We start from the raw sequence: 23,093 nt of genomic DNA on the forward strand, positions 1-23,093 counted from the left end.
GGGCTCTTTCGGTCGCTGCGACACCCCCGTGTGCAGCCTGTTTCCGGCCGTCACGCGCAGTATTCTCGACCATTGTGACCACCCCTTCGCTCACCGTCAGTGTCGCCGAGTTGGGCAGGAGATTCACCTCCAACACCATCGCGAACGGACGGGCATCATCGAGTGGGCGGAGCGTGCAGGATCACGAGTGGTCGGAAGACGGCTTGACGCTGACCGGCACGGTCGCGGGCATTAAAGGCCGCTATCACACCTACCGACAACATATCCGTTTCCGTGGCGAGCCCGCGGTCGCGAGCATCAGTCACACGGTGTGCACCTGCCCTGCGCGCACCGACTGCCAGCATGTGGTTGCGTTGTTGCTGGCGGTGAGCAGAGCGACCGCAGTACCTGCACCTGCGCTGCCAGGCATCGTCGCGTCAACTCCGTCCACGACAGTGACACCGCTGCCGCGGACGTGGCGCTCGGCGGTCAAAGATATCGTCGGCGGTTCTTCGGCGTCGACGAACTCGGGAGGGAAACCGTTGGCGTTGGCGGTCGGGCGGACCACGCCGACACGCCACGGTGACGGTGTGCTGACCCTGCGCCCGATGACGGTCGGCGCTCGCGGCAATTGGATCAAGACCGGTGCCACGTGGCGCGACGTCGTGTCGCCCTACGCCGCCGGGCTCGACCCCAACCAGCAGGCTTCCTTGCGCGCAATGTATCGCGTGCTGGCCGGTGGAGCCTACGGCTACTCGTCCAACGACGACACCGTGTCGCTGGCCGCTCCGCCCCGCGCGTTGTGGCGACTACTCGCCGATATCGTTTCCGACGGCGTCGAACTTATCGCCGAACCGTCGCTGCGCGTGAACGAGATCCGGGTTGGTCGGGCGTCGCTGGGTTATGCGATCACCGCACATCCCGACGGTGCCCAGCTGTTCGGGGAACTCGTCATCGACGGTGAGGTGGTCGACGCCGCCGATGTCGACACCATCGGCCTGCCCGACCCGCACGGGGTGTGGCGCATCGCCGACGGAGTGCTGACGCTCGCGCCGCTCGAGCAGTCGGTGACAGCACGCGAGTTCGAGGCGCTGCAAGAGGGTTCGGAGATCGTCATCCCGTCGGCCGACCTCGCCGAGTTCAGCCTCGACGTGCTGCCCAATCTTTCGCAGCGTCGCGCTGTGACAGTCGCCGACGGTGTGCTTACGCCACCGAAAGTTGAAGGCCCCGAAGCGGTTTTGACTGTCACCGACTCCGAGAATGGTGCTCGCTACTCCTGGAGCGTCGGCTATCGGGTCAACGACGCCAACGTCGTGTTCGACCCATCCCAGCCCATCGGTGCCACGGCCTACCGCGACGAGTCCGCCGAAGACGCGCTGTGGACGCGCATCACACCCGACATGCAGACGGTGGCATTCCTGAACTCCCACTGGACGTATCACACGATCCTGCGGCTGGTCACCAAAGCTCGGCGCGCTCCCACCCAGGACGCGATCGACGCAATCGAACGCCTCGACGCAGCTGCCACACACTTTGACGCGGTGGCCGAGGCGTCGGTGACGATGCTGCGCCACCCGATGACCTTGACACAGCCGGAACTGGCCGTGCTCTGCGGCGAAGTGATTCCGGCAATGCGCGAGCAGGCCGACATCCGCGTCGACTACCGGTGCGCCGACGAGTACCGTCCAGCGGCGCATCAGGGAGAGATCGCCTTCAGCGCCGACGACCAGCCGGGAAACGACTGGTTCGGTCTCGAGGTCACAGTCACCGTCGGCGAACTGACTCTCCCGATCGCGGACGTGATCGCCCAATTGGCCACCGGGGCAACACACATGCTGTTGCCGGGCAATGAGTACATCGCGCTCGACACTCCCGAGCTGCTGCGGCTCACCGAGTTGCTCGTCGAGGCTCGCACGCTCGGTGAGATCGACGCCGACCGCGTCAGCACGCGCAGCCTCAATGCGACATTCTGGGAGGAGCTACTCGCTCTCGGCGTCATCGACAAACAACTCGAGCAGTGGCGTCAACGGATGGCACAGCTGGCGAAAGCCAGGCCGCCCCGACCGGTGAAGCCTTCGAAGCGGCTGAAAGCCGACCTGCGGCAGTATCAGCAAGACGGCCTGAACTGGCTGTCGTTCCTATGGAAGAACGAGCTTGGCGGTGTTCTCGCCGACGACATGGGTTTGGGTAAGACGGTGCAGACGTTGGCGTTGGTGGCCCGTGCCGTCGACGCTGATCGGACGTCGCGGTTCCTGGTGGTTGCGCCGACGAGCGTGGTGCCCAACTGGGTCGCCGAGTGTCGTAAGTTCGTTCCCGGGCTGAAGGTTTCGGCGGTCACGGCGACGGGCAAGCGCAGCGAGATCCCGTTCGACGAGCAGGTCGACGGCGCGCACATCGTCGTCACGTCGTACACCTTGCTGCGATTAGGGTTCGACGACTTCGACCGATTCCAGTGGAACGGTGTCATTTTCGACGAGGCGCAGTTCATCAAGAACCACACCGGCAAGACACACCAGTGCGCGCGTCGAATCGAGGCGCCGTTCAAGTTGGCGATCACCGGCACGCCTATGGAGAACAACCTGATGGAGTTGTGGTCGCTGCTGTCGGTCACCGCACCCGGCCTGTTCCCGTCGCCGACCACCTTCACCAACTACTTCCGCAAACCCATCGAATCCGGTTCGGCACCTGAGCGTCTCGACACGCTGCGGCGTCGGATCAAGCCGCTGATGTTGCGTCGCACCAAGGACCAGGTCGCCATCGACCTGCCGCCCAAGCAGGAGCAGGCGATGGTGCTGGATCTGTCGTCGAAGCACCGCAAGATCTACGACACCCGGCTCGCACGAGAACGGCAGAAGGTGCTCGGACTGCTCGGCGACTGGGAGAAGAACCGCTTCCAGGTGTTCCGCTCGCTGAGCATGCTGCGCCAGCTGAGTCTGCATGCTGCGCTGGTGGATTCGTCGCACAACGCGGTGAACTCGGCCAAGGTGGACTACCTGTCCGAGCAGCTCCCGGCGTTGGTCGACGAGGGACACAGCGCGCTGGTGTTCAGCCAGTTCACCCGGTTCCTCGACATCGTGCGCGCCCACCTCGACGAGGCGGGTATCACCTACAGCTACCTCGACGGCTCGATGTCGGCGAAGCAGCGCGACAAAGCGGTGCGGCAGTTCACCTCCGGCGTCAACCAGGTCTTCCTGATCAGCCTCAAAGCCGGCGGGTTCGGGCTCAACCTGACCGAGGCCGACTACTGCTTCGTGTGCGACCCCTGGTGGAACCCGGCCGCCGAAGCGCAGGCCGTCGACCGTGCCCACCGCATCGGACAGCAGCGTCCCGTCAACGTGTACCGACTGGTGTCGGCGGACACCATCGAAGAACGCGTCGTGCGACTCCAGGAACGCAAGCGAGCCCTGTTCGACGCGGTCGTGGATGACGGGGAGCTATTCGGAACCGCGTTGAGCGCGGCGGATATTCGGGAGATGTTGGCGTAGGGAGCCAGATAGCGACCAGCACCGATATCGCCTGCAAGCAATATCGTTTCGAAGTAATGTTTGTTTCATGCGTGGAAACGAGCGACTCGCGGAGATGCTGGCTGACCCCGAAACCGCGCAGCGAGTGGGTGTCATCCGCGCCGAGATGGCGCAGGCCGACCGCGCTCACGCGAGTCTCCCCACGGAATCCGACGATAGCGAGGGGCAAGAGTAACTTGCCCCGGACTGGAGTGGCTAAGCAGTCCTTGGAGCCGACATCTGCGGCGGAGCCGCCGCGATGGCGAGGTCCGCGAGCACCGATAGGCGGCGGACAGGCACGAAACCGAGCAGGAGTTCTACGGAGTTGTCCAGTCGAAGGTCTTCGCCGTCAGCTCCTCGTACCGGGGTTCAAACGGCATCACCCGGAAGTCGCCAGAAAGCTCATCGACGTCGTCGCCGTCGAACGTGATGCCGGACCAGATCCCGATGACGCACCGGCCAGGATTGTTCCGAGCATGGTCGACCTCACCCTTCGTGACGATCACCGTCGCCCCGTTCGACTGTGTGCCCTTGGCCTCGAGGTAGCAGACCTCGCGCCCACGGGTGGCTTTGGCGTCGTACGGATGCGTCAGATGGGTGTCTTCAACTGTCCAGCCTTCTGACTCGAAGTGTGCCATCAGGCGATTCTGGGCTGCCATCTCGATCTTGATTCGTATCGCGGTGAGGGTCTGGTGTCCCTGGCCGCCTCCCGGCGCGGCAGGTGGCAGTGTCTGGGCGATGTGCTCAGACCACAGCTGATCGACGCCCGCGGACACTTCTGGGCGCACTTGGGTGCCGCTGCTTTGTGGCCTCCAATTCTGCCCTGGGAATGCCGCTTTCAGATCCTCGATGTCGAGTCGATCCTCTGTTGCGACGATGCGATCCCACTCGACGTCAATGTAGTTCGCGGTCTTGGAGCTGTCGGCCCAGTGCTGGTCGGACTCGATGTGTGAGATCGCGATCCCGCTACCGACGATTCCACGACCGGCGGTCCCCTGACGAAGCAGGTAAACGCGGTCGCCGGGCTCGATACCTTGGCGCCGCCCACCAGTGGACCAACTCTCAGTCCACGGGACACCCGACGCGGTTGAGACTATCGCCTCGGCCATACCTTCATCGGAGGTGCGGGCCGGATTCCACGTAAGGAGGAATGCTGATGGGGGTATCCACATGTCTCGCGTGTCTTTGGGCATCTCGGGTGCGGTCGCCGCCATCGTGCGGGTCTCCAATCAGACGCGTTGGTAGTGCTTAAGGTCAGCAGCTGAGCCACGACGCCGAGTTCGCATCCGTACCGTCTTCATCTATCCAGACTGATCGTCGGAACTGGCCAGAGTCGGTGCCGTCACCAGGCCGCTTTGAGCGGGGTGATTCGATTTCCACGGCTGTGGTGGGTGTCAACTGTCATGTTCTTGATCGCAACCTCGATTGCGGCGTTACTGCTCGATGATGTGCCGAACTTGAGCGGCGAGCGCGACGAGATCCTGGTGGTCACTCGGTCGATCTCCTCGTGTGGGCCAGCCGTTGACGTCGCTGCGCCAGCTTGCGGGAATCGCCTCCGCGCCCCACCGACCACCGAGAAGTCCGCCGGCGATGGCTGCAACCGTGTCGGTGTCGTGGCCGATGCGGATCGCGTTGTGCAGCGAGTGCTGGAAGTGTTCTGAGGGCGTGTCGGCGGGTACGGGTGTCTGCATGATGGCGGCAGCCGCAGCCTGTAGTGCGGAGACGGTAAAGCCGTTGGGATTGAACGACTTCGGGTCGTCGGTGGCGGCGGCGTCGAGCCATCGTGACCATTGAGCGGCGCGCTCGGTGGGTAGGAGGTCGAGACCGGCTCGGATGTCGAAGCGACCGTCAAGCACGGCGACGCGGATGGCCTCGCACCAGATGACGCAGGAGTCGCCGGCAAGCGGGTCGGCGTGCGTCAGCGAGGCGACCGCGCGTGCGGCCTCGGCGAGGTGGGCGCGGTCGTCGAGGTGAGCGAGGGCGACGGGGGCGGTGCGCATGAGTGCACCGTTGCCTGCGGATCGCGGGCGGTGGTCTGCGTACTTCTGAGACTCCTCGCGCATGATGCGGCCGAGGCCTTGCTCGCCTGTGCGCAAACGATCGCGTGTGGCGTGCAGGACGTGGCTGGTCTGCACACCGATGTCGGGCGGGCCGTCGTCGAGCCAGCGCAGGAAGTTCGCTGCGATGGCGTCGAGTGCGTCGTCGGTGGTGAGGTCGGCGCCGGTGGCAGCGACCTCAGCGATGGCGACGGCCATCGAGGTGTCGTCGCTCCACTCGCCGGGAGCGAAGTTGCCCAGACCCCCGCCGAGCATCTGGGCCTCCTCGCCGGCGCGGAGGACGATGCGGTCGAACTCGTAGGGAACGCCGAGAGCGTCGCCGACGGCAGTGCCGACGAGAACGCCTGCAGCGCGGTCGAAATGGGTGGGGGAGAGGTGCAATGTGGTGGCCCTTCTTTGGGTGCCTGCGTGAGTGGTCTCGACACGACGCCTCGCCCAGGGGCTCGGTGTCGGCTCGACCAGCGGGGTGGGGCTCGGTGTCGGCTCGACCAGCGGTGGATGGCTGAGCCTCGAGGGTTTGGGACGTCGTGTCGCCAGCCCTTCGAGGCTCGCAAGCTCGCACCTCAGGGAGCGGTAGGGGCGGGGTCGCGCTTGTCGCACCTCAGGGAGCGGTGGGGGTGGGTCGCGCTTGTCGCACCTCAGGGAGCGGTGGGGGAGGGGGTCAGCTCCGTCGCCGACCGCGCTTGCGGTTCTGCTGGTGGTACGAGTCGCGCGTCATCTTCGACATGTACTGCGCCCCGGTCTCTTCCGCCATTGCCTGCATGCGGCCGAGGTCGTCCAACTCGTCGTGGATTGCGCCGGCGGCCGCAACGGGGGCGATCATCGCCGCGTCGTCGAGCCGCATGCGTGACTCGGCGAGACGGGCATTGCCGCCGTCGACGTCGCCGGACTCGTAAGCGCGTGACGCCTCGATCTTGGCGGCCTGGGCCTCCTGGAACAGCTTCTCCGACTGGACAGTTGGGTCGGGCACGCGGCCGGTGGCCTCGTCGCCGGGCACCACGTTGACCATGACGGGTACGGTGACGGTGTGCTCGACGAGGTCGGGCATCTCGACGTACTGCAATTCGAGACGGGCGATCTGGGTCAACCCCAGTGCGGAGAGGCTGTCGATACCGAGGCGCAGCAACAGCTTTCGCTGCTCGTCGGCGTACAGGTCGCCGAGTTCGATCATCACCTGACCGTCGCCGATCTGGTTGGCGGGCAGGTCGTTGTAGAGCTGCAGCGACTGCACCTGCGGCTCGTAGTGCACGGTGACGCTCACGGCTTGCGCCACCTTCGACAGCAGGCCGTCGACCTCACCGGCGATCGCAGCGCTCGCCGCGTCGGGGTTGTCGGCGAACACGTGGTTGCCGTTGCCGGCGCGTGCCATCGCCGAGAGCATCGTCTCGTCGTAGCGGCGGCCGTAGCCCAGCGTCGACGTGACGATCGCATCGCGCGCGGATTGTGCTGTCACGTCGGCCATCTGGTCGGCGTCGCGGATGCCGGCGTTGACGTGGCCGTCGCTGATGACGAGCACGGTACCGCCGCGGATGTCGGCGTCTCCGGTGGCGCGACGCAGTTCGCGCAGGCCGCGCAGGTAGCCCGACGACAGGTCGGTCGACCCGCCGGGATAGACCGCCTTGATGCGTTCGATGGCGTCGGCCTTGTCAGCCAGGGGAGCGGCCGGGATCGCCACCTGTGCCTCGTTGTCGAAGGTGACGAGGCCGAACACGTCGGTCGGGTCGAGGCGCTGCACCAGTGCGATCAATGCCTGCTTGGCGCCCTCGATCGGGGCGCCTTGCATCGAACCGGAACGGTCGAGCACGACCTGTAGCGCGGTCGCCGCGCGGTCCGTCGTCGAACGGCCTGCGGGAGCCTCGATCTCGAGGAGCACGTTCACTTCGTCGGTGGCCTCGTGAGCCACCACATTGACATCCAGAGCAGCGGAGAACTTCATTGCTCTACTCCCTTCTCCGCCTCGGCGTCGGACCGAAGCGACTTTGCGTGAAAATGAGATTACTACTTTGCGCAGACATTCGCATAGTCTTTGTCCATGGCGTCTGCGAAGAGCGCTCGTTTGAACGACTACCCGCGGCCGAATGTCGCCGTCGACATCGCCGTGCTGACCGTCGTCGATGACCGTGTGCACGTGGTGGTGCAGCAGTCCGACGAAGGGCCGGCCTTGCCGGGGCGGTTCATCCGTGAGCGGCGAACCGTCGGCGAGACGGTGCGGGAGGTGCTCGAACTCAAGCTCGGGCTCTCGCCCGACCACGTTCACCCGCACCTGCTGGAGGTGTTCAGTGAACCTGACCGAGATCCGCGGGGGTGGACGATCTCGATCGCGCATTCCGTGGCACTGCCGTCCGACGAGCTCGACCACGTGGCCGGTGAGCTGCAACCGCTCACCGAGGAGGGGCGGTTGGAGTCAGGTGAGCGGTTGCTCTACGACCATGACCTCATAGTGGCAGCAGCCACCGACAGTTTTCGTCGGCGCTACGAGGACCGGCCCGACCCGGACGGGTTGCTGCGTCCGCCGTACACGCTGACCGATCTGCGTGAGCTCCATGAGGCGGTCCTTGGGCGGCGGCTGATGCGGGACTCGTTCAACCGTCGCGTCGAACCGCTGTTGGCGCCGCTGGCCGATCCGACGGGCAAGCCGCAGACGAGGGTCGGGGGTGGTCGGCCGGCGCGGCTGTTCACCCCGAGCGGACCGCCGACGGCGACGTTCGGATGGCGGTTGCCGAGTGCGGAGGAATAGCAGCGCGGCCCGATATCGTGGTTGCCTACAGCTCACGTGGGATTGGAACTTTTCAACATGACCGTCATCGACGCACCCACACTGGCCGGGTCGCGCGACAAAGCGAAGGAACTGCTCAGCACGCTGCCGATGGACCTCAGCAATTCAGACGTCACGCTCGATTGCGGCGATCTCATCGCTGCAACTGCGTCGTTCGCTGACGAACTTGTGCGCGAGATTCTCGTGGTCCGACATGCACGTAGCCTGCGAGCCGTGCGTCTCGGCGACGAGGATTTCAGTACCTACCTGGTGCAGCGAGCGGCCGCGCGCGAGGTCGGGGATCGACTGTTCCTGATTGCTTCAGCATGGACTCAGCGGCTTGGGTGATCTTGACACGACGCCTCGCCCTTGGGGGCTCGGTGTCGGCTCGATCAGCGGAGGGGGTTCGATCAGCGTGAGGTGGGCTCGATTAGCGATGGCGGGTCACGAGAAGAACAACTTCGACGCCGCGGTGTCTTGGTGCACGCGTTTGGCGCCCTTCAGTGAGGCGTCGGCGCCGAACTTGACCTTCAAACCTGTTCGGATGCTGGATAGTTCGAAGTAGCCGCTTTGGCTGAAGGGTTCGTCGGCGTCGATGGCGGTCACGGTGAACTCTTCGGCGTGATCAGTGTTGTCACCGGGGCCGGTGTAGAGCATCTTGTGTCCCTGGCCGGTGACCAAGCCCTTGCTGGCGTGCAGGTGTCGACCACTCGCTTTGTTGGTCAACGACTTTCCCGTACCGAGATCGCCTATGGTCCACAGGTCTGAATCCTGGATATCGGCGGGGCGCGGGCGATGGGTGACCTCGAAGTTGATCGACTCGGGTGGGATGGCTTCGGTGGAGGCGTGCAGGCAGTCGTTGGTGGCGTCGTCGCGGATGTACACGGCGTCGGAGGACGTGAGCCCGCCCGCGAGGTATCCGGCGGACAACGCCAGACGCAGTTGCTTGCGCACTGTGCCGAGTTCGGTGGGCAGGTTCGGGACGCCGAGCGGGGTGAGGATTGTCTGCATCTTCTCGATCATCGGGATTAACACCGACTGCTGCACGTCGCGGTCGAACACAGACTGTCGCAGCTCGCGGATCTGATCGAGGAGTTGGGCGTGGCGCGTCGGATCTTTGCGCACCATGTCGGCCAGCATGCCGTCGTTGCCCATGAAGAAGTGGCGCTTGGGTTGCAGGATCTGGTCGAGGCCCCAGGGGATCAGCGTGAAGTGTACGTTGTCGAGGCCGGGTGCGGCGACGGCGTCGACGTCGTTGTAGACGTAGGTGTTGTTCGTGTTGCGCGAGTAGCCATCCCAGTGTTTGAGGAAGAAGTCCATGGCGTAGAGCCGGATGAACCGGTCGAGGTCAAACACGTCCGCGGCGCCGGCGATGCCGTGGGCTTTGAGATGGTTGATCGCGAGCCGAAGGTCGGCCTTGTCGTCGAACTCCGAGAGATCCTCGACGCCGATGAAATCGAAGCGCTTGTCGATGAAGTCGTCGGTGTGCTCGATCTCGTACAGGTTGCCGTCGCGGTGGGCGAAGTTGCGTTCGATGTAGCGCGGCATCACCGGTTCGACGCTGACGAACACGCCGGGCGCAGGAGCGGTCGGGATGCCCTGCCCGATCGGCTTGCCGTTCACCAGCACCCGCACGATGTTGCATCGGGAGTAGGGAAGGCCGGCGAGCTCGAACAGCTTGTATCCCACCACTTGCCGGGCGAATGACGGGTCCTGGATCGAGTTGTTCAGGGTCAGATATCGCGATCCGATCAGCCCGGTGATGAGTGGCTTGTTTGCCTCGTTGTCCTTGGCGAAATCGATGTGCAGACAAGGCTTGTCGCTGCGGATGGACCCGCAGAAGGACTTCTTCTTGATCCCGACGTTGGTGAAGGTGGTCTTCGGTGGGAACGACGTACCGGAGATCTCTACGGACGACGCCCGACGCCAGGTGTAGCGCGCACCTTTCGTCCAATCGAAGTTGCACCGACCGCCCTTCGGCTGCTCGTTGCGCACGAACTCCCAGTCGGCGGGCGGCATGGTGATCTTCACCGTCACGACGTTGTCGAGGGCGTAGAGCGAATCGAGCTTCTGTTGTTCTTCTGCGGACATGTACCGACTCTGCACCCGGTGAAGCCCGGTGTCGTGAGTAGTGCACTACGCGATTGCGGCCCGGAGTCTATCCGCCACGTCGGCGATCGCTGATTCGAAACGCTCACGCCCGCCTGCCGTGTTCAGTCCCCGCATCGAGCAGTGCGGGATGTTGCCAGGCGGGACGTAGAGACCGCGGCGGACGATTGCGGCCCGCTTCCAACCGTCGCGAGCGGACGCGCCGAGCAGGAGAACGATCTCCAGGTCGGGCAGCAGGTCGACGACCTCGCGCGTCCACGCGGTTGCTCGCGCGCGTTCAGCCGTCGTCGAGCTGCCGTTCTTCACGCCCGCGACCGGGAAGGGCACAACATTCCAGTGCACGACGTCGGACCAGCTGATCCCGTTGCGGGCGTAGGCCTCACGGCAGTTCCGTGCCGTGCGATCGTTGTTGTCGAGACTCAGCAGCCCCGACCCGGTGCCGGTTTCGGCCTTGGTCGACGGGTTGTCGAGCAGAACCAGCATGCGGGCGTTGACGCCACCGGTGTCCGGGTCGACGTAGGGCACAAGCCCACGCCGCAAGCCCTCGGCGTCGGCGATGCGGTCCGACAATGCGTTCAGCGCCGCGACGTGCGGGTCCCGGATTCGAGCGATCTTGTCAGCGACGACCCGCGGGTCGGCGTTCCGGCCGTTCATTCCGACGCCTTGTCTCAGGACGCGACGGGCGGCAGAACGAAAACCGAACCGTCCTTCTCCTGAACGATGTCGATCGTGACGTCGGCTCGTGCGTCGGGTGAGTCGACCAGGGCGCCAAGCCCTTGCAGACGACGCGAGGTGTCGAGGAGCTTGTCGACCGAGCCCGACGAGAACATGAAGTCGCGTGTTCCGTGCGAACGGTCGAGGTGCAGCGTCGAGAGTCGAAGGAGCACTGTGCGTAGACGGTTCGCGAGTTCATCGATCTCGCGTTCTTCGTTCTGCAGGGTTTGGACGAACCGCTCAAAGGGGTTGTCCTCGTCCTCCTGCGCGTGCTCGACCGCTTGCAATACCAGGGTGCGTCGTTTCATCTCGATTGCGGTGCGTGCCAATTGCACGTGGACGTAGAACTCGCCCGACGGGTCATCGATCGTGGGGATCTCCTGCACGAGTTTATTGAGTTCGACTCTGCCCTCATCGAGTGACTTTAGCGCCTCCTCCCACTTGATGATTCGTGCGTCGGCACGGACCACCGCGGTGTCGATGACATTCACTGCACTGTCGAGACCCAGGCTCACACCGAGACGTCCCTGGTCGAGCACGATAGATGTGGCCTTGCTGATGGCGCTCTTGCAGCCCTGCAGCTCATGCTGTTCGTCGGCGAGCTTCTCCGCGTGGAGCTTCTCGAGCAGGGCCGTGATGTTCTCGATGGCGCGCTGCCGCTTCTGGTCGGCGTGAGCACTTGCCGCCACCGCAACCGCCATCAGCACGAGCGGTGCGGCGACGGTCAATGCCGCAGCCCCTGTTGCGGCGAGGCCCGCAGTTCCGGCGCTACCGGCCGCGGCACCGGCGGCAGCGGCTTTGCCGGCACTGACAGGTACAAAGCTTGCATGGGCGGCGATCTTGGACCCGTTCATCAACGCGCTGTGGACTCCGCCGCTACCGGCCGCCTTAGCCGCCATGGGTGTGAGGGCCCCGGCACTCATCTGCGCTGCGGCCTTGGCCGGAACAACCATCCGATACAACGTCTCCCCGCCGTCTGTCACGACCTTTGGCGTCCGACTGACTAGCGAAGAAAGCTGCTGAGCGAGCGGGCTGGCCGCCGATAGTGCGAGGCCGCTGGATCGGTCGACCGACCCATCCAGCGAGTGGGCCTCCAGAGTGGCGATCGGAGCGTCGGCAAAGGCCGCCAATGCGCTGCGCAGCCCTTCAAGGCGCGCGGGAGTCATGGTGTCGTCGTTCAGCACCGCGGGAACGTCGGTGTCCCGCGTGGTGAGTGTCCAGAAGGGAATGACCTCGCCGGCAGTGTCAGACATGAGCACCTCATTCGTAGCTCTAACGGTTCGTTGGAATGAGGTGAATGTATCGGACGACTCGGACAATGTGCAGCGTTCATCCGTTCGGACCACATCGTCGAATACCGCGCGCCGCGAGAGTCATTCGCGATGCCCGACCATGCCGCGGCTGTATCTTCGTCCCATGCCTGCAGGTCGACCTCTCATGCCGAATCGCACACTCTCGACAATCTGGCTGACCGTCGTTGCTGCGCTTGTGTTCGCCGGCTGCAGCGTCGACGGAACGCCGACGAGCGAGACCGACCGACAGGTCCAGCCGAATCCGGTGCCGACGATGGTCGTGCTCGACGCCTCCCATTCGATGAACACCGCCGACGCACCCGGGCCGCGGTTGGACGCGGCCAAGGCCGCGGTGAGCTCGCTGGCCGGTGGGCTGCCCGCCGGAACGCCGTTCGGAGTCGTCGCGTTCGGTTCGCAGCAGGTGGCCCGCGAGACGACGCAGACCGTGGGGTGTGCGGATGTGCGGACCGTCGTACCGCTCGGACCTCTGAACACCACGGCGCTCGATGGCGCACTCGGCGCGCTGCAGGCCAAGGGCTACACGCCGATCGCGTTGGCGCTCCAGCAGGCCGCCGAGCAGCTTCCCGCGAGTGGTCCGGCGTCGATCGTGTTGGTGTCCGACGGCGAGTCGACCTGTCAGCCGCCGCCCTGCGAGGTTGCCGCAGCCATTCACCAGCAGCGTCCGGACGTCACGATCAGCGCGGTCGGGTTCCGGACCGACGACCCGTCGCTCGCCTGCATCGCCGAGAAGGGCGGCGGACTGTTCGTCACCGCCGACAACGCCGCGCAACTGTCGGCGAGGCTCGCCGCAGCGCAGAACGCCCAGGCCGCCACCACACGTCTCACCCCGACGTCACGGGGTGGGATCACGATCGGCCAGACGCTGTCCGATGTCCGAGCAGCGAATCCGAGCTTCCCGACCTCTGGCCGCACCGACGGCGACCGCACCATCTACCGCTGGATCGACTGCGACTACGCCTTCGTCGACGACGTGCTCGTGGAGATCGCGCCGGGTGATCCGCCGGGATCTGCGGGCACCACGATCGACGGGGTATCGAGCGGGACGCCGGGTTCGCGGGCCGTCGAGTTGTACGGCGAACCACTCGAAGACTCCGACAACGTGGCCGTGTTCACCGCCGACCAGGCGGCCGGTACCGCCTACCGGATCGGCTACGAGGGTGGCGACACGATCGCCGACGGCACCGTCACCACGGTGATCCTTTGCCACTGCCTGCCGTCGAAGAACTCGCCCGACGGTGGGCCCGAGCAGGTCAAGGTCATCGCCGTCGACCAGTCGGGAAATCCGATCAACGGATTTGCCGTCACCGGCAGTACGCAATCCTGGGACAGCAGCACGATTGGATACTGCTCCAACGCCATTGGTGCGATCACACTGGGCGTGTACCACTGCGGCAGCACAGCCGACTCGGCAAGCGTCTGTTGGCCCTCTCGCGGTCAGTTACTGTGCGCCTATTCGCCTTTCAAATCAGAACTGACGGCGTACAGCTACTCGGGAACGCTTCCCACACTTGATCAGCCCGACCCGGACGTGTCGCCCTGGGGATTGGAACTCGCCAACGGCGCTCGCTGTGTGAAGATCATCGGCGGTTCGTACCCGCCTGGGCCGACCGGCTATCTGTATTCGTATGGTTGTGGGTCGGGCTCCGAGAACACCTACGTGTTCGTGCGCAGCGACTCCGAGCAGCTCTTCGACAAATCCGGGTCGACGTGGACGGTCACCTACGGTGACAGCGATTCGGTGCCGACGCAGGTTGCCGTGACGAAAGCGTATTACTCTGCGGCGCAATGATTTAGCTCAGTCATCACCGTCGCCCGCGCCGGCTGAGGCGCGAGTCTGCAGCCTCAAAGCCTCTGGCGGATTGCGTTGTCGGCTCACCGCGCCGTTCGAGGCTCCTCGCTGCGCTCGTCGCATCTCAGGGAGCGGATGGAGGAAAGTACACCAACGTGACGTTGGTGTACTTTCTACCGCGCAAAGTTCGCTTGCGACCTCAGGAGTGAATTCTCCCCCGTAGGTGATGGGTGTAGATCGCGCCGGTGGTGACGTCCTCCTCGACTTCTTCCAGTGTCCGGCCCCGGGTTTCGGGCGCCTGCGTGTACACGAAGGCGAGGGCGAACAGCCCGATGACGCCGAACATGAAGAACGTTCCGGTGATGCCGATGGCCTCGACGATGGTCGGGAAGAACAGGCCGAGGAAGGCGTTGGTCATCCAGAGGCAGAACACCGAGATGCCGATCGCGAGTCCGCGGATCTGCAGCGGGAAGATCTCCGACAGCAGCACCCAGGTGGCGACGTTGAGGAAGGTCTGCATCGAGCCGACGAAGCCGACGATCAGGACCAGCAGAACGTACGGCCGGATCGAATTGCCTTCGGGGATCGCGAGGGAAGCGATACCGATGAGGAAGTGGAACGTGGTGGTGGAGGCGTAGCCGACGATCAGCGTGGTGCGTCGGTTGATGCGATTCATGAGCCACAGTGCGGTTGCCGAGCCGACGACCGCGATGATGCCGGGTGCGATGTTGGCGATCAACGCCGCGTTGGATGTGAAACCGGCATCCTTGAGCACCGATTGGCCGTAGTACATGATCGCGTTGATGCCGGTCAGCTGTTGGGCGACACCAAGTCCGATGCCCACCAACACGATTCGTCGAACCCATCGGCTGTCGCGGATCGCGCTCCAGGTGCCGTGGACCTGCTTCTCCTCGAGTTCCTTGACCTCGGCGATCATGTCGACCTCGGCGCGGGCGCGCTGCTGGCTGCGGATGGTGGAGAGCACCTCGTAGGCTTCGTCGCGTCGGCCCTGCGAGATCAGCCAACGCGGTGACTCCGGCACGCGAATCATGCCGACCATCAAGCAGATTGCGGGCAACGCGGCGATCGCGAGCATGTAGCGCCACACGCCCTCGTGCTCACCCCAGACGTTGCCGATGATGGCGTTGATGACGAAGGCGGCCAGCTGTCCGACGACGATCATCAACTCGTTGCGGCCGGCCAGCGAACCGCGGATCTCGTAGGGGGCAACCTCGGCCAGATAGACCGGGACGACGGTCGACGCGCCGCCGACCGCGAGGCCCAGAATGATGCGGCCGATCACCATGACGCCGAAGCCGGGCGAGAAGACGCAGGTGATGGTGCCGAGGAGGAACAGGACGGCCAGGCCGATGATGGTCTGGCGTCGGCCCAGCTTGTCGGCGACGCGTCCGCCGATCATCGCGCCGAATGCCGCGGCAAAAAGCAAGGAGCTGGTGACCACGCCTTCGGTGAAGGCCGTGAGTCCCAGCTCCTCTTTCATCGGCTCGAGTGCGCCGTTGATGACGCCCGTGTCGTAGCCGAACAGCAGACCGCCCAGTGTCGCGATGAGCGCGACGGAATGCAGGCGCCGCCGGAAGGGCCCGTGGCCCAGCGGCGGCAGCTTGGAATGGTCGGTGATAGTTCGGGGACTCTCGGCAGTGGTCATCGGAAAACTCCTTGTGCGTTACTTCGACGCGCTGTGGTGATCGCCGTCACAGGTCAGCATAGCGCATGACGGTTATATGTCCTAACAAACTGTCAAATTAGTTTGTGATGCTCGTCGCTAGGAGGTGAACCGTTGATCTGCCGACGTGGCACGCCTAGGATCGACCACACATGTCAGGACAAAGGAGTTGACGATGCGTCTTGGGCTGGTCGGATACGGTGCCGGTGGACGGCTTTTTCACGCTCCCTACATCGCGGCGGTCGAAGAGATCGATCTCGTCGGGGTAGTGACGCGCAACCCCGATCGTAGGCGTGAGGTGGCCTCCGACCTGCCCGGTGTCGCCGTGTACGACACCCTCGGCGACCTCCTCGACGCGGGCGTAGACGCGGTCACCATCACCACGCCGCCGGACACCCGACACGACCTCGTCCTGGAGGCCATCGGTCGCGGCGTCCACGTCGTCGCCGACAAGCCGTTCGCGCCCTACGCGGCGGGTGGTCGGGAACTGGCCGACGCCGCGCAGCGTGCCGGCGTCCTGCTCAGTGTCTTCCACAACCGTCGCTTCGACGCCGACCTCACCACCATCGCCGACGTGCTGCCCAAGCTCGGGCAGGTGTGGCGATGCGAGTCGCGTTTCGACCTGGACGAGCCTGGCAGCCTCGACGCAGGTCCCTCGGGCGGGTTGCTCCGCGACCTCGGCGCGCACCTCGTCGACCAGATGCTGGTGCTGTTCGGGCCGGTCGAGTCGGTGTCGGCGCATCTCGACGTCGTCGATCAGCGCGAGGGTCGCACGGATTGTGGCTTCGCTGTGTCGATGACCCACCGGTCTGGCGTCTACTCGACGGTGAGCGCGAGCAAGATCAACCACATCGCGGCACGGCAGTGGCGCATCTACGGGTCGCTGGGCACGTACGCCAGTGACGGCACCGACGCGCAGGTGGATCAGATCAAGTCGGGTAAGCGCCCGGCGGATGACCTCTCCGCGTGGGGGTTCGAAGACCCGACTCGGCTTGGCGCGGTCTACACCGCCGCCGGCGCCGAGGTGATTCCGTCGGCCCAGGGGCGCTACGACGAGTACTACCGCCGCTTCGCCGCCGCCGTCGACCATGCTGCGCCACAGCCGGTTCCGGCGTCGGAGGGTATTGCCGTGCTGGAGGTACTCGACGCCGCGCGTCGGAGCGCCGTCGAGGGGATCACGGTTCGGCTCTGAGGTCCACACACAGAACTACCATCTACACAGGAGATCCCGTGTGTAGATGGTAGTTCTGTGTGTGCGGAAACGCGATGGAACCGGATTCGGGTCGCCTGCGTCCAACCTGGTATGCAGACATTTCCCACTGACGCCAACGGCATCATCTTCCGCCAGACTGCCATCGACCGCGGGTTCACCGACAATCAGCTCGCGAGGGCGGTCGAGAACAAACAGATCGAGCGCATCTGGCCCGGTGCGTTCCTGCCGAAACAGACGCTCACGCGCGAAGAACGACACAAACGAACGGCGATCGCCGCGGGAACGCTCAGCGGTGGATCGACAGCGCTGGCCGACGAATCGGCCGCAGTCCTGCATGGACTGTCGCTACTCAATGCGCGGTGGAACAAGGTGCATGTGGCCAGCGGGCTGAAGTCCGGTGGCCGTATCGACAAACGCAAGCACATCCACTCCGGACCGCTCGACGCCGCCGACGTGGTGACCGTGGAAGGCGTGAAGGTGACTTCCCTCGAGCAGACGGCGGTCAGCATCGCGTGCTCGCGAGGCTTCTATGAGGCCTTGGCGGTGTTCGACTCGGCTTTGCGGCTCGGGGCCGATCGCGACGTGATGGCCGGCAAGCTCGAGAGTTACCGGCCGGGCGTACTCATCGGACGACGCGGTCTCCACTACGCAAATGGGAAATCGGAGAATGCGGGCGAGTCATGGGGCCGCGGCCAGATCATCGACGACGGTCTGCCGATTCCTGACCTGCAACGGGAATTCCACGACAGGGAGGGCGAGTTCATCGGTCGATGCGACTACGCATGGTCGGGCAAGTTGGTCGCGGAGTTCGACGGCATGCGCAAGTATCAGGGTGATCTGCGAAAGGGGGAATCGCCTTTCGACGCGATGAAGCGGGAGAAGATTCGCGAAGACGCGCTGCGCCGGATAGGCGTGATGGTGATCCGCTGGATCTGGGCAGACCTGAAGGACTTCAAGGTGGCGGCGATGGTCCGGGAATGGCTGGACCAGTTCGGTTTGCTGGCCGCCTGACGGTCAGAGGGCACACCGAAAACTCCCATCTACACACGGGATCTCGTGTGTAGATGGGAGTTCTGTGTGTACGGGATTCAGGCGTTCTGCGGGAAGCCCAGGTTCAGGCCGCCGTGGCTCGGGTCGAGCCAGCGGGTGGTGATGGCCTTGGTGCGGGTGAAGAAGTGCACACCCTCGGTGCCGTGGGCGTGGGTGTCGCCGAACAGCGACGCCTTCCAGCCACCAAAGCTGAAGTAGGCCATGGGAACCGGGATCGGCACGTTGATGCCGATCATGCCCACCTCGACCTCGTTCTGGAACCGACGTGCGGCGCCACCGTCGTTGGTGAAGATCGCGGTGCCGTTGCCGTACTGGTTGGCGTTGATGAGGTCGATGGCCTCGTCGTAGGAGTCGACGCGCACGACGGAGAGCACCGGGCCGAAGATCTCGTCGGTGTAGACGCTCATGTCGGTGGTGACGTTGTCGATCAGCGTCGGGCCGAGCCAGAAACCTTCTGTGTAATCCCCCGTCGCTTCGCTCGCCCCTGACCCGCCATCCACCTCCACGGTACGGCCGTCGAGAACCAGTGTGGCACCGTCGGCTTCGCCGGCGTCGACGTACGAAGCAACCTTGTCGCGATGCACCTTGGTGACCAGCGGACCCATGTCGGAATCCTTGGTGCCGTCGCCAGTCTTGATGGTCCTGGCGCGCTCGGCGATCTTGGCGACGAGGTCGTCGGCGATGTCGCCGACGGCGACGCACGCCGAGATGGCCATGCAACGCTCACCGGCAGAACCGAATCCGGCGTTGACCATAGCGTCGGCAGCAAGGTCGAGGTCGGCGTCGGGCAGCACGATGGCGTGGTTCTTGGCGCCGCCCAGCGCCTGCACGCGCTTACCTGCGGCGGTGCCGGTGGCGTACACGTACTGCGCGATCGGAGTGGAGCCGACAAAGCTGATGGCCTTGATCGACGGGTTGGTCAGCAGCTCGTCGACGGCGAGTTTGTCGCCCTGCAGAACGTTGAACACGCCGTCGGGCAGGCCCGCTTCCTTCCACAGCGCTGCCAGCCACAGCGATGCCGACGGGTCCTTCTCGGACGGCTTGAGGACGACGGTGTTGCCGGCGGCAATCGCGATGGGGAAGAACCACATCGGGACCATGGCCGGGAAGTTGAACGGCGAGATGATGCCGACCGGGCCGAGCGGCTGGTACACGGAATGGACGTCGACCTTGGTCGAGGCGTTCTCGGTGTACCCACCCTTGAGCAGATGCGGGATACCGCAGGCGAATTCGACGACCTCCTGGCCGCGCGACACCTCACCGAGGGCGTCGGAGACGACCTTGCCGTGCTCGGAGGTGATGATCTCCGCGAGTTCGCCCTTGCGCTCGTTGAGCAGCTCGCGGAATTTGAACAGGATCGAGGTGCGTTTGGCGAGGCTGGTGTCGCGCCAGACCGGGAAGGCGGCGGCTGCGGCGTCGATGACGGCGCGCGCGTCCTCGAGGTTGGCCAGCGCGACATCCTTGGTGATCTCGCCGGTGGCCGGGTTGGTCACCGGGGCGGTGTTGGTCGACGTTCCGGGGAACGCCTTGTTGTTCACCCAGTGTGAGACGGTGCGGGTGATGGCGGGTGCAGACATGGGGGTACTCCTGTGTGGGTTCTTTCGCTCCCTGAGGTGCGAGCTTGCGATCTGTTTTCGCTCCCTGAGGTGCGAGCTTGCGAGCCTCGAAGGGTGGTGGTGCGAGCGCCCTTCGAGGCTCGTCGCTAGCGCTCCTCGCACCTCAGGGAGCGGGGTGGTTGCGTTTGGTGGGTAATACAGGGGGTGGGTTGAGTTGGGTTGTTCAGCTGAGCGACGCGCGGTCGACCATCTCGACCTTCTGCGGCTCACCGGTTTCCAGGGACTTGACGCCGGCCGCGCACACGGCGGCGGCGGCGTAGCCGTCCCAGGCGCCCGGGCCGTCGACGTTGGTGCCGGCGTGCACGGCGTTGACCCAGCGCTGGATCTCGGTGTCGTAGGCCCGGCCGAAGCGTTCGACGAAGGATGGGGTGATGTCGCCACCCCAGATGCCGGCGATCTTGCGTCCGTCGCTGCTACCATTCGGCCCGCTCGCTCCGCTCCCGGCGCCGGCATCCGATTGAACCGGGTTGCGCTGCTTACGGACAACGCCGCCCTGGTCGAGTCCGATGAAGGCCGAACCGAATTCGCCGACCACCTCGGTGCGCACCTCGTAGGCGACGCCGGTGGTGACGAAGCACTCGACGTCGATGTGGCGGCCCGAGCTGGTGGTGAAGATCGCGATCTGCGGATCCTTCAGTCCCTCCGGTGCATTCGGGTTGGCGCCGGGGGTGATGATCTGGACCGACGCGATCTCCTCGTCGAACAGGAAGCGGGTCACGTCGACCTCGTGGACGAGCGAGTCCTTGACGATCATCGCCGAGTCGAAACTCGGCGGGACGGCAGGATTGCGGTGCACGCAGTGCGCGACGAGCAGCTGCCCGAACGTGCCGTTGTCGATGAGCGTCTTCAGCTGTTCGTACTCGTCGTCGAAGCGGCGCATGAAGCCGACCTGGATCAGCTTGCGGCCCGACTCGGCCTCCCGCTTCACCACCTCGAGCGACGTGGCGACGTCGGTGGTCAGTGGCTTCTCACACATCACCGGCTTGTTGTGTTCGATACACGCGAGCAGTTGCTTCTCGTGCGTCGGACCGGGGGTGGCGAGGATGACGGCGTCCACCTCGGGGTCGGCGATCGCGTCGAGCGGGTCGTTGATGACCCGACATCCGGGGATGGTGGCGGCGAGTTGCTCGGCCTTCTCGGGGAAGTAGTCGTTGACGACACTGACCCGAGCACCCTTGATGCGTTCGGTGATTCGGGCGACGTGGTCGGCGCCCATCATGCCGACGCCGAGGACGGCAACACGGAGTTCTGTCATGACTGTTCTCCCTGAGGGTTGGTCGGGTTGAAGTACGGCCGCTGCACGGCCTTCCACTGGGCGTAGACTTCGTAGGCCTGCTGGGTCGAATCCAGCGTCGACACCTCGGAAACCGGTACATCCCACCAGGACTCGCTGTCCGGTGCGCCGATCATCGGGTCGGTTTCGACGTGGATGACAGTGGTGACCTCGGCGGCCTTGGCCTTCTTGATCGCTTCGGTGAACTCGGCCGCGGAGGTGGCGCGGATGACGTCGGCACCGAGCGAGGCCGCGTTGGCCGCGAGGTCTACGGGGAGAGTGCCACCTTCGAGACGGCCGTTGTCGCCGCGGTACCGATAGTTGGTGCCGAACCGCTGCGATCCAAGCGATTCCGAGAGGGAACCGATCGACGCGAACCCGTGGTTCTGCACCAGCACGACGATGACCTTGAGGTTCTCCTGCACCGCGGTGACCAGTTCGGTGGCCATCATGAGATACGACCCGTCGCCGACCATGACGAACACGTCTCGGTCCGGGCAGGCCATCTTGACGCCCAGCCCGCCGGCGACCTCGTAGCCCATGCACGAGTAGCCGTACTCGACGTGGTAGCCCTTGGAATCGCGAGTGCGCCAGAGCTTGTGGAGATCGCCAGGCATGGAGCCCGCGGCGCAGACGACGACGTCGCGCGGGTCGGAGGTCTCGTTGACCAGACCGATCACCGAACCTTGCGTGAGGGCTTCCTCGCCGGTCGCGACGTTGGTGCCGACGGCGGTGGGTGAGTAGGCCTGTTCCACGATGTCGTCCCATTCGCGGGCCAGCGTGCCGACCCGCTCGCGGTAGGCGGCGTCGACCTGGTAGTCGGCCAGCAGCTCGTCGAGCGCATCGATCGACTCTCGTGCGTCGGCGACGACGCTGTAACCACTGTGCTTGACCGAATCCAGCGACGCCACATTGATGTTCACGAACCGGACACCGTCGCCGGTGAAGGCGGTACGCGACGCGGTGGTGAAATCGCTGTAGCGGGTGCCGATACCGATCACCACATCTGCCTCGGCGGCAAGCGCATTGGCGGCGGTGGTGCCGGTCGAGCCGATCGCGCCCACCGATTGCGGGTGATCGTAGGGCAGTGATCCCTTGCCTGCCTGGCTCTGGCCCACCGGAATTCCGGTGCGCTCGCAGAACCGGGCGAGCGACTCGGTGGCGCCACTGTAGATGACACCACCACCGGCGACGATGAGTGGACGCTTGGCCGACGCGATGATCTCGGCGGCATCGGCGATCACGCGTCGTTCCGGGAGTGGACGCGATATATGCCAGGTGCGCTGCGCGAACAGCGATTCCGGCCAGTCGAACGCCTCGGCCTGCACATCCTGCGGGATGGCGACCGTCGCGGCGCCGGTCTCGGCGGGATCGGTCAGCACGCGCATTGCGCCGAGCAGTGCACCCGGCAGCTGCTCGGGCCGCCACACGCGGTCGAAGTAGCGCGACACCGGCTTGAACGCGTCGTTGACGGTGACATCACCCGACGACGGGAGTTCGAGCTCCTGCAGCACCGGCGCGGTGGCGCGGGTGGCGAAGGTGTCGGCGGGCAGCAACAGCACCGGAATACGGTTGATGGTGGCCAGCGCGGCGCCGGTGAGCATGTTGGTGGCGCCGGGTCCGACGGATGCGGTCACGGCCCAGGCCTGCAGCCGGTCCTTCATGCGGGCGTACCCAACCGCCGAGTGCACCATGGCCTGTTCGTTGCGGCCCAGCACGTACTTCAGCGATGGCTCTCGGCGGCGATTCGGCCCGCTCGCTTCGCTCCCGGCGCCGGCAGCTTCGACGTCGTCGATCTCGTTCTGCAGCAACGCCTGGCCCAGGCCGGCGACGTTGCCATGGCCGAAGATGCCGAAACAGCCGGCGAAGAATTTGGTGCGTTCGCCGTCGCGTTCGACGTACTGGTTGGCGAGGAACCGCACGGTCGCCTGGGAGACGGTCAGACGTACCGTCGACTCACCGTGTGGGGTGCGCACGCCGGTGACGCCGCCGGCGCGTCCGGAGTTGATCGGTGCCACGATTGCTTCTTTCTCGGGTG

The 23,093-nt window shown here is 65.1% G+C and carries 17 protein-coding genes; 7 read left to right on the forward strand and 10 right to left on the reverse strand.

The features are described 5' to 3' along the window. The first annotated feature begins 74 nt into the window (after positions 1-74). Both MKW15_RS06560 and MKW15_RS06565 read left to right on the forward strand, forming a co-directional pair. Positions 75-3,464: a DEAD/DEAH box helicase gene (locus MKW15_RS06560; protein ID WP_240856786.1), complete on the forward strand. Its 3,390-nt coding sequence runs from the start codon at positions 75-77 to the stop codon at positions 3,462-3,464. A gap of 67 nt (positions 3,465-3,531) precedes the next feature. After that, the gene (locus MKW15_RS06565) at positions 3,532-3,678 is read left to right on the forward strand and encodes a hypothetical protein (RefSeq protein WP_240856787.1); all 147 of its coding nucleotides are present in this window, start codon (positions 3,532-3,534) and stop codon (positions 3,676-3,678) included. 121 nt (positions 3,679-3,799) lie between these two features. On the opposite strand, the gene MKW15_RS06570 is transcribed toward MKW15_RS06565, so the two are convergent. From MKW15_RS06570 to MKW15_RS06580, 3 genes are all read right to left on the reverse strand, one after another. After that, entirely contained in the window at positions 3,800-4,591 is a 792-nt protein-coding gene (locus MKW15_RS06570; protein ID WP_240856788.1) for a protein NO VEIN domain-containing protein, read from the reverse strand. Positions 4,592-4,915: 324 nt separating this feature from the next. After that, complete coding sequence (locus MKW15_RS06575; protein ID WP_240856789.1) at positions 4,916-5,920, reverse strand: ADP-ribosylglycohydrolase family protein; 1,005 nt, start codon at positions 5,918-5,920, stop codon at positions 4,916-4,918. A 280-nt stretch (positions 5,921-6,200) separates the two neighbouring features. Then, positions 6,201-7,475: a vWA domain-containing protein gene (locus MKW15_RS06580; RefSeq protein ID WP_240856790.1), complete on the reverse strand. Its 1,275-nt coding sequence runs from the start codon at positions 7,473-7,475 to the stop codon at positions 6,201-6,203. Positions 7,476-7,571: 96 nt separating this feature from the next. Here MKW15_RS06580 and MKW15_RS06585 point away from each other — a divergent pair, with 96 nt between their 5' ends. Both MKW15_RS06585 and MKW15_RS06590 read left to right on the forward strand, forming a co-directional pair. Further along, positions 7,572-8,276, forward strand: coding sequence for an NUDIX hydrolase (locus MKW15_RS06585; protein ID WP_240856791.1), 705 nt, complete (start codon positions 7,572-7,574; stop codon positions 8,274-8,276). Positions 8,277-8,333: 57 nt separating this feature from the next. Next, positions 8,334-8,642 carry a hypothetical protein gene (locus MKW15_RS06590; RefSeq protein ID WP_240856792.1) on the forward strand — a complete coding sequence of 103 codons (309 nt, stop codon included), beginning with the start codon at positions 8,334-8,336 and terminating at the stop codon, positions 8,640-8,642. A 96-nt stretch (positions 8,643-8,738) separates the two neighbouring features. Here the strand turns inward: MKW15_RS06590 and MKW15_RS06595 are convergent, their stop codons facing one another. The 3 genes from MKW15_RS06595 to MKW15_RS06605 are packed head-to-tail and all read right to left on the reverse strand — an operon-like array spanning position 8,739 to position 12,370. Further along, positions 8,739-10,385, reverse strand: coding sequence for a CotH kinase family protein (locus MKW15_RS06595; protein WP_240856793.1), 1,647 nt, complete (start codon positions 10,383-10,385; stop codon positions 8,739-8,741). Positions 10,386-10,430: 45 nt separating this feature from the next. Next, positions 10,431-11,057 (reverse strand): uracil-DNA glycosylase, encoded by a 627-nt coding sequence (locus MKW15_RS06600; RefSeq protein WP_240856794.1) that lies wholly within the window; start codon positions 11,055-11,057, stop codon positions 10,431-10,433. A 14-nt stretch (positions 11,058-11,071) separates the two neighbouring features. Continuing rightward, on the reverse strand, positions 11,072-12,370 hold the full coding sequence (locus tag MKW15_RS06605) for a hypothetical protein (protein WP_240856795.1): 1,299 nt from the start codon (positions 12,368-12,370) through the stop codon (positions 11,072-11,074). 184 nt (positions 12,371-12,554) lie between these two features. On the opposite strand from MKW15_RS06605, the gene MKW15_RS06610 reads away from it, so the two are divergent. After that, positions 12,555-14,219, forward strand: coding sequence for a vWA domain-containing protein (locus tag MKW15_RS06610; RefSeq protein ID WP_240856796.1), 1,665 nt, complete (start codon positions 12,555-12,557; stop codon positions 14,217-14,219). 199 nt (positions 14,220-14,418) lie between these two features. Here MKW15_RS06610 and MKW15_RS06615 read toward each other — a convergent pair whose 3' ends face one another. Next, positions 14,419-15,885, reverse strand: a complete 1,467-nt coding sequence (locus MKW15_RS06615) for a sugar porter family MFS transporter (RefSeq protein WP_240856797.1) — start codon at positions 15,883-15,885, stop codon at positions 14,419-14,421. A 193-nt stretch (positions 15,886-16,078) separates the two neighbouring features. Between MKW15_RS06615 and MKW15_RS06620 the strand changes: the two genes are divergently transcribed. After that, positions 16,079-17,095, forward strand: coding sequence for a Gfo/Idh/MocA family protein (locus MKW15_RS06620; protein ID WP_240856798.1), 1,017 nt, complete (start codon positions 16,079-16,081; stop codon positions 17,093-17,095). A gap of 111 nt (positions 17,096-17,206) precedes the next feature. Next, the gene (locus tag MKW15_RS06625) at positions 17,207-18,127 is read left to right on the forward strand and encodes a hypothetical protein (RefSeq protein WP_240856799.1); all 921 of its coding nucleotides are present in this window, start codon (positions 17,207-17,209) and stop codon (positions 18,125-18,127) included. A 77-nt stretch (positions 18,128-18,204) separates the two neighbouring features. Here MKW15_RS06625 and MKW15_RS06630 read toward each other — a convergent pair whose 3' ends face one another. The 3 genes from MKW15_RS06630 to iolD form a co-directional block, all read right to left on the reverse strand. Then, positions 18,205-19,743, reverse strand: coding sequence for a CoA-acylating methylmalonate-semialdehyde dehydrogenase (locus MKW15_RS06630; RefSeq protein WP_240856800.1), 1,539 nt, complete (start codon positions 19,741-19,743; stop codon positions 18,205-18,207). Positions 19,744-19,945: 202 nt separating this feature from the next. Continuing rightward, positions 19,946-21,037, reverse strand: coding sequence for a Gfo/Idh/MocA family protein (locus tag MKW15_RS06635; RefSeq protein WP_240856801.1), 1,092 nt, complete (start codon positions 21,035-21,037; stop codon positions 19,946-19,948). Then, entirely contained in the window at positions 21,034-23,073 is a 2,040-nt protein-coding gene (iolD, locus tag MKW15_RS06640) for a 3D-(3,5/4)-trihydroxycyclohexane-1,2-dione acylhydrolase (decyclizing) (protein ID WP_240856802.1), read from the reverse strand. Before iolD ends, MKW15_RS06635 begins: the two co-directional genes overlap by 4 nt. Positions 23,074-23,093: the final 20 nt, after the last annotated feature.

It is taken from the genome of Gordonia gummivorans, from assembly GCF_022513585.1.
Classification (GTDB): domain Bacteria; phylum Actinomycetota; class Actinomycetes; order Mycobacteriales; family Mycobacteriaceae; genus Gordonia.